8 protein-coding genes are annotated in these 6952 nt (G+C 71.9%); all 8 read right to left on the reverse strand.

Annotation, left to right across the window (positions count from 1 at the left end; all coding sequences use genetic code 11):
* Positions 1-135: 135 nt before the first annotated feature.
* A complete protein-coding gene (locus N4G70_RS31020; RefSeq protein WP_261716090.1) occupies positions 136-2229 on the reverse strand; it encodes a xanthine dehydrogenase family protein molybdopterin-binding subunit in 2094 nt (697 codons plus the stop codon).
* A 49-nt stretch (positions 2230-2278) separates the two neighbouring features.
* Positions 2279-3265, reverse strand: coding sequence for a xanthine dehydrogenase family protein subunit M (locus N4G70_RS31025; protein ID WP_261716091.1), 987 nt, complete (start codon positions 3263-3265; stop codon positions 2279-2281).
* The gene (locus tag N4G70_RS31030) at positions 3262-3876 is read right to left on the reverse strand and encodes a (2Fe-2S)-binding protein (protein ID WP_261716092.1); all 615 of its coding nucleotides are present in this window, start codon (positions 3874-3876) and stop codon (positions 3262-3264) included. The genes N4G70_RS31025 and N4G70_RS31030 overlap by 4 nt, the downstream gene beginning before the upstream one ends.
* 145 nt (positions 3877-4021) lie before the next feature.
* The gene (locus tag N4G70_RS31035; RefSeq protein ID WP_261716093.1) at positions 4022-4492 is read right to left on the reverse strand and encodes a Dps family protein; all 471 of its coding nucleotides are present in this window, start codon (positions 4490-4492) and stop codon (positions 4022-4024) included.
* Positions 4493-4655: 163 nt separating this feature from the next.
* A complete protein-coding gene (locus N4G70_RS31040; RefSeq protein ID WP_261716094.1) occupies positions 4656-5006 on the reverse strand; it encodes a PRC-barrel domain containing protein in 351 nt (116 codons plus the stop codon).
* Between the two features lie 108 nt (positions 5007-5114).
* Complete coding sequence (locus tag N4G70_RS31045) at positions 5115-5288, reverse strand: CsbD family protein (protein WP_261716095.1); 174 nt, start codon at positions 5286-5288, stop codon at positions 5115-5117.
* A gap of 79 nt (positions 5289-5367) precedes the next feature.
* The gene (locus tag N4G70_RS31050) at positions 5368-5787 is read right to left on the reverse strand and encodes an SsgA family sporulation/cell division regulator (RefSeq protein WP_261716096.1); all 420 of its coding nucleotides are present in this window, start codon (positions 5785-5787) and stop codon (positions 5368-5370) included.
* Positions 5788-5895: 108 nt separating this feature from the next.
* Positions 5896-6804: an RNA polymerase sigma factor SigF gene (locus N4G70_RS31055; protein WP_388722705.1), complete on the reverse strand. Its 909-nt coding sequence runs from the start codon at positions 6802-6804 to the stop codon at positions 5896-5898.
* Positions 6805-6952 lie beyond the last annotated feature (148 nt).

The following is a 6952-nucleotide window of genomic DNA, read 5'->3' on the forward strand; positions in this document are numbered from 1 at the left end:
GGCCCGCGTCCCGCCTGCCGCGAGGTGGGCCCCCCGGGTGCGCGGGGGCCCGAGCGGCCCGGTGGCCCGTGCGGGACCGGTGCCACGGGCCGTTCCCGGGCGCCTCGGCCATATGGGGAACGTGTGGCCCCCGGGTCACAGCCCGCCGTGGACGCGGTCGGGTGTGAGCGGGAGTTCCCGGTAGCGGACGCCCGTGGCGTGGTGGACCGCGTTGCCGATGGCGGCGGCCGTGCCGACGATGCCGATCTCTCCGATGCCCTTGCTGCCCATCGGGTTGAGGTGCTCGTCCTCCTCGTCGATCCAGTGCGCCTCGATGGCGGGGACGTCGGCGTGCGCGGGCACGTGGTAGCCCGCGAGGTCGTTGCCGATGAAGGCGCCGGACGCCGGGTCCACACTGCCGCGCTCGGTGAGCGCCATGCCGAGCCCCATCACCATTCCGCCGATGAACTGGGACCTGGCGGTGCGCGCGTTGAGGATGCGCCCGGCCGCGTACACGCCGAGCAGCCGCCGCACCCGTACCTCGCCGGTGTCCGTGTCGACGGCCACCTCCGCGAAGTGGGCGCCGAAGGCGTGCCGGGCGTACGGCGACTCCGCGTCCGCCGAGCCCTCGGTGTCGGCGGAGGCGGTGAGGCCCTCGGGGGGCAACGGGCCGGTGCGCTCCCGGAGTTGGCGGGAGAGCGAACCGCACGCCTCGTGCACGGCCCAGCCCCAGGAGGCGGTGCCGGAGGAGCCGCCGGCGAGCGGTGCGCGGGGCAGCCCGGTGGTGCCGATCTCGGTACGGACCGCCTCCACGCCGACGCCGAGCGCCTGGGCTGCGACCTGCGCGAGGACGGTACGGGCCCCGGTTCCGATGTCGGTGGCGTTCACCCGCACCACGTACAGGCCGTCGGGGTGGGCGGTGACGGTGGCGCGGCTCGGCGAGACGAGGACCGGGTAGGTGGCGGCGGCCACTCCGGTGCCCAGGAGCAGGCTGCCCGAACGCCTGGCTCGGGGCCGGGGGTCGCGCTCGGCCCAGCCGAACCGCTCGGCCCCCTCGCGCAGGCACTCGACGAGATGGCGGCTGCTGAACGGCAGCCCGCTGTCCGGCTCGTGGCCCGGTTCGTTGCGGACCCTGAGCTCGATGGGGTCCATGCCGAGCGCGTCGGCGAGTTCGTCGACCGCGGACTCCAGGGCGTACATGCCCGGGGCCTCTCCGGGCGCGCGCATCCAGGAAGGGGTGGGCACGTCCAGGGCGGCGACCCGGTGCGCGGTGAGCATGCTCTTGCCGTCGTACATGACGCGGGCGGGCACCGCCGCCTGCTCGACGAACTCCTTGACCCGCGAGGTGTGGGTGGTGACCTCGTGGATCACGGAGAGGAGCGTGCCGTCCGGTTCGGACCCCAGCCGCAACCGGTGGTCGGTGGGCGCGCGATGGCCGACCAGCTCCGGCAACAGCCGCCTGGCGAGGGTGAGTTTGACGGGCCGACCGGTGTGCAGGGAGGCCATGGAGGCGAGCACGACATGGGGCCTCGGCGTGCCCTTGGAGCCGAAGCCGCCGCCCACGTGCTCGCTGACGACCGTGACCCGGTCCTCGGGCAGCTTGAACAGCTGGGCCAGGACCGCGCGTACCGTGTCGGCGCCCTGGCTGGTGTCGTACGCCGTCAGCCGGCCGTCGTGCCAACGGGCGGTCGCCCCGTGCGGCTCCATCGGGTGGTTGTGCAGGGGCGGTACCCGGTAGCGCACATCGACGGTGACCGGCGCGGCCCCGAAGGCGCCTTCGGGGTCGCCCTGACGGCGTTCCGCGGGATGGCCGCCGTTTGCCTCCTCGGGACGGTAGGCGTCCGCCAGGTGGTCGTCGAGGATCGAGGCGTTCGGCTCGGTCTCGTACTCGACGCGCACGGCCCGGGCCGCGGCGCGGGCCTCCTCCAGAGTCTCGGCCACCACCAGGGCGATGGGCCATCCGTGGTGCGGGACCCGGAAGTCCTGGAGCACGGCGAGCGTGGGGTCGTCGGACTCGGCGATCCGGGGCGCCGTGTCGGGGGTGAGGACGGCGAGCACACCGGGCAGGCCGAGCGCGGCCGCGGTGTCGAGCGAGGTGACCCGGCCCCGCGCGACGGTGGCTGTCACCGGCCAGGCGTGGACGCACCCCGGCGGCGTGTACTCGGTGGCGTACAGCGCGTCGCCGGTCACTTTCGCGCGGCCCTCGCGGCGTTCAATGGGTGCGCCGAGCGCGTTCGCTTGCGAAGCCATGGCGGTTCTCCTCCCGGACGGGTCAGGGGGCGGGCCTCGTCGGAGGCGTTCAGGCCGAAGTGGTCAGCGAGCCCAGCACATGGGTGGCCAGGTCGCGGGCGAGCGACACCTTGTAGGCGTTGTCCCGCAGGGGTACGGCCTCGTCGAGCTCTGCGCGCACCGCCTCCGCGAAGGCCTCGGGGCTCGGCCGGGTGCCCAGCAGCGCGGCCTCGGTGCGCCGGGCGCGCCAGGGCCGGTGGGCGAGGCCGCCGAAGGCGATGGCGGCGTGCCGGATCTCGCCGTCCGCCACGTGGAGCACGGCCGCCACGGAGGCGAGGGCGAAGGCGTACGACGCCCGTTCGCGCACCTTGCGGTAGCGGGAGACGGCGCCGTCGGGAAGCGGCGGCACCAGTACACCGGTGATCAGTTCGCCTGGGCGGATCACGGTGTCCTGTTCGGGGTGGTCGCCGGGGAGCCGGTGGAACTCGGTCATCGGGACGGTCCGGCCGCCTCCGGGGCCCGCCAGTTCCACGACGGCGTCACTGGCCGCGAGCGCCACGCACAGATCGGAGGGGTGCGTGGCCACGCAGTGCGGCGAGTGGCCGAGGACGGCGTGGTCGTGGTGGACGCCCTCGATCGCCGCGCAACCGCTGCCCGGTACCCGTTTGTTGCAGGGCTTGGACAGGTCCTGGAAGTAGGCGCAGCGGGTGCGCTGGAGGAGGTTTCCCCCGGTGGTCGCCATATTGCGCAACTGGCCCGAGGCGCCGCTGAGGACGGCCTGCGAGAGCAGGGGGTGGCGCTCGCGGATCAGGGGGTGGGCGGCGAGGTCGCTGTTGCGGACGGTCGCCCCGATGCGCACCGTGCCGTCGGGGCGCTCCTCCACCTGGTCCAGGGGGAGGCGGGTGATGTCGACGAGGACCTCGGGGCGCTCCACGCCCAGCTTCATGAGGTCGACGAGGTTGGTGCCGCCGCCCAGGTAGCGGGCCTCCTCGCGGCCGCCGTGCGCGGCCGCCGCCTCTTCCACACTGTGGGCGCGGAGATAGGACACGGGCTTCACGTGATCACGTCCCGCACCGCTTCGACGATGTGCGGGTAGGCCCCGCACCGGCACAGGTTGCCGCTCAGCCGTTCGCGGATCTCGTCGTCGGTCAGCGGCACCGGGTCGCCGGGGGCCCGCTCAGGGTCGGTGACCACGGAGGGCTCGCCGGACTCGGCCTCGGCCAGCATGCCGACGGCCGAGCACAACTGGCCCGGGGTGCAGTAGCCGCACTGGAAGGCGTCGCGTTCCAGGAAGGCGCGTTGCAGTGGATGGAGGTCGCCGTCCGTGCCGTCCGTCTCCGCCAGGCCCTCGACGGTCACGACGTCGCAGCCGTCCATCGCGATGGCGAGAAGGAGACAGCTGTTGGCCCGCCGGCCGTCCACGAGCACCGTGCACGCCCCGCACTGACCGTGGTCGCAGCCCTTCTTGGAGCCCGTCAGGGCGAGCCGCTCGCGCAACAGGTCGAGCAGGGTGGTGCGGTGGTCGACCTCGACCGCGTGGGAGGCGCCGTTCACGCGCAGGGTGACCTGCGATCCGGTGGCGCCGGGGGGAGAGTCCTTGGGGCGGGGCCAGGGCGCGTATCGCGCCGCCGTCCCGGGGCCGCTGCGGGGCCCCTCGCTGCTTTCCATCGTTCCTCTGTCTCTCGATCCGGACGGCCGGCCGCCGCCCGCATCACCAGCCTCGTACAGCTCGCCCCCTCCGGCATCCCGGCGGCCGCCGGCCCGGCGGGGGCGACCCGTCCGGGGTCGCCCCCGTTCCGTGGGCCGGTGGCTCTCAGCTGTTCTCCGCCCGGAACATCCAGGCGTGCTTCTCCAGGTCGGCCGTCACGGCGATGAGCAGGTCCTGGCTCACCGGGTCGGGCTCGTCGGTGACCGCGATGCGTTCGCGCATCCGCTCCACGATCCTGCCGAGCGCCACGACCATGACCTCGACCGCCTCGGAGTCCTTGATCCAGCCCTCGGGCACCGTGCCGATCGCGCTGCTCCCCGCGACGGTGGCCGCGCGCCCGTCGGGGTTCACACCGAGCGCGGAGGCGCGCTCGGCCACCGTGTCCGAGTGCTGGCGCGCCGTGGTCACCACATCGTCGAGCTGGAGGTGTACGGAGCGGAAGCGCGGGCCGACCACGTTCCAGTGCACCTGCTTCGCCACGAGCGACAGGTCGACCAGATCGACGAGGGCTCCCTGCAGGGCCGGGCCGACGACCTTCAGTTCCGCATCCGACAGCGAACTCTTCACGACAGACACCACTTCACTCCATTTCGCATGACGGTTATTGGCCCGAACCGTTCATCCGGTCCGATATGTCGCCTTCCTCGAAAAGCGGGGCGCAAACCGGCGGTGCGGAAAAAAGGAAGTGGCCCGCCGGACATTCCGGCGGGCCACCAACCAAGCGGTGCGGCAAGGCAATTCAGAGAAGTGGGGCGCCGTAGTAGCGGCCCACCAGATCGCGGTAACTGGGGTCGTCGAGATGGGTCGCGGGTTGGAACTCCGGCGAATCCTTCACCTGCTCCCGGGTGAGGGCGACATGGATCCGCTTGTCGTCCGGGTCGAGCCGGGTGACGGTGCCGGCCGGCAGCATCACCCGCTTCCCGAAGATCCACGGCCCGGTGTCGACCACGAGGTGCGCGGAGCCGACCTCATCGGAGTGGTTGTCCACCTTGCCGATGTCGCCGTCCGCCGCCTCGACCTTCCAACCGCGCAGGTCGACCCCGGCGAGATGGCCGCTGGTGTCCTTGAAACCCCACAGGTCCTCGTTCATCGCAGGGTGTCCCCTTTCCGTTTCGGGTATCGCGTCCGGGCGCGCGCCGCTTTCATGAGCGGGCGCCCGCGCGTTCACACGTCCGTCGGGTGGGCGAGCCGCCCGGGATCAGCGGTGGTAGGCGTCGTTCGCCTTCTGCTTCTCCTCGCGGGTCTCACCCTTGACCTGGTCGATACGGCCTTCGGCGGTGAGCCGTTCGTTTCCGGTGATGCGGCCGATCAGTTCCTTGGCCTTGCCCTTGGCCTGTTCGGCCCGGGCACCGGCGTTCTCTTCGGCCGACATGGCGTCGCCTCCAGAATGATTTCTTTGCGGGTACAGCTTGCGCCTGGCCGATTCGGCGGACTTCAAACGGGTCTCAAGGTCACCCGGCGGCCAGGACTTCGGCGAGGAAGGCGTCGACATCGACCGTTTCCTCGCCGCGGGGCACGATGTCGTACGCCCGCTCCAGGAAGCCGCGCAGCGCGGGCTCCCAGGCGCAGAACACGGCGCTGCCCCACTCGCCGTCGAGGCCGCACCCGGCGAGCTCGATGCGCACCTCGCGCCGCCCCGCGAGGGTGTGGGGCGCGACGCGTACGTCTCCGTCGCCGGCCTCCTGCCACAGGCCCCGGGCCAGGAGGTCGCGCTCGATGGTCCAGGCGACGGCCACGTCCTCCTGAAGCTCGAAGCAGACGCGGACCGCGAAGGGGTCGTTCGCCTCGTAGAGGAGCCGCGTGACCACGGGGACGCGCTCCGATCCGTCGATCTCCAGGTTCATGAACACGGTCTCGCACAGGGAACTCACGGATCGCCTCCAGCATCCGGGCTCGGGCGGACGGGCACCCGCCCGTGGGGGAATCCATCCGCGGCGGGGCCCGGTCCGCCTCGGGCCCCGCCGCGACACCGCCTGAGCTCAGGCGTGTGCGGGCTGGTCCTCGGTCATGCCGGCACGGAGCTTGGTCAGGATGCGCGAGAGCAGGCGTGACACCTGCATCTGCGAGACACCGAGTTCGGCACCGATTTCGGCCTGCGTCAGCTCCTCGCCGAACCGCATGCTGACGATGCGCCGTTCGCGCTCGGTGAGTTCGCCCATCAGCGGTGCCAGGGACTGAAGGTTCTCCACCTTCTCCATCCCCGGGTCCTCCGTGCCGATGAAGTCCACGAGCGTGCGGCTGCGGCCCCCGGCCGTGCCGCCCGCCTCTTCGGCGTCGGCGGACATGTCGAGGGAGCCGGCGGTGTAGCCGTTGGCCGCGACCAGGCCCTCGACCACTTCCTCCTCGTCCCGGTTCAGATGCGTCGCGAGCTCGCGCACCGTCGGGTCGCGGTCAAGATCGCGGGCCAGGCTCTCCTTGGCCTTCGCGATGTCCACCCGCAGCTCCTGAAGGCGGCGGGGCACGTGCACGGCCCACGTCGTGTCACGGAAGAAGCGCTTGATCTCCCCCACGATGTACGGCACGGCGAACGAGGTGAACTCCACCTCGCGCGACAGCTCGAACCGGTCGATGGCCTTGATCAGGCCGATGGTGCCGACCTGGATCACGTCCTCCATCTCGCCGCTGCCCCGGTTGCGGAAGCGGCCGGCCGCGAAGCGCACGAGGGAGAGGTTCATCTCGATGAGCGTGTTGCGTGCGTACTGGTACTCGGCCGTGCCCTCTTCCAGTACCTGGAGCTGCTCGAAGAACACCTTCGAGAGCTCGCGGGCGTCCTTCGGCGCGACCTTTCCCGCATCCTCCACCCAAGGCAACTCCCCCACCCCGGGATCCATGGTCGTGGCTGCCGTCCGGTCCGTCCGATCCAGGCCCGTCACCTGCGCCGCTGCCATGAGGACAACCTCCCTAGTCACCGTGGTTCGTCTGTCGAAGCCCTCGGGTGCCCCCTTCGGTCCGGATCATGCACAGAGTCCCCCGACTGGCCGAAGGCCGGCGACTCGGCAGGTGTCCCGGAGTGCTTCGGCAGCTGTCCCGGAGTGC

This window comes from Streptomyces sp. ASQP_92 (assembly GCF_025399895.1).
Lineage (GTDB): Bacteria > Actinomycetota > Actinomycetes > Streptomycetales > Streptomycetaceae > Streptomyces.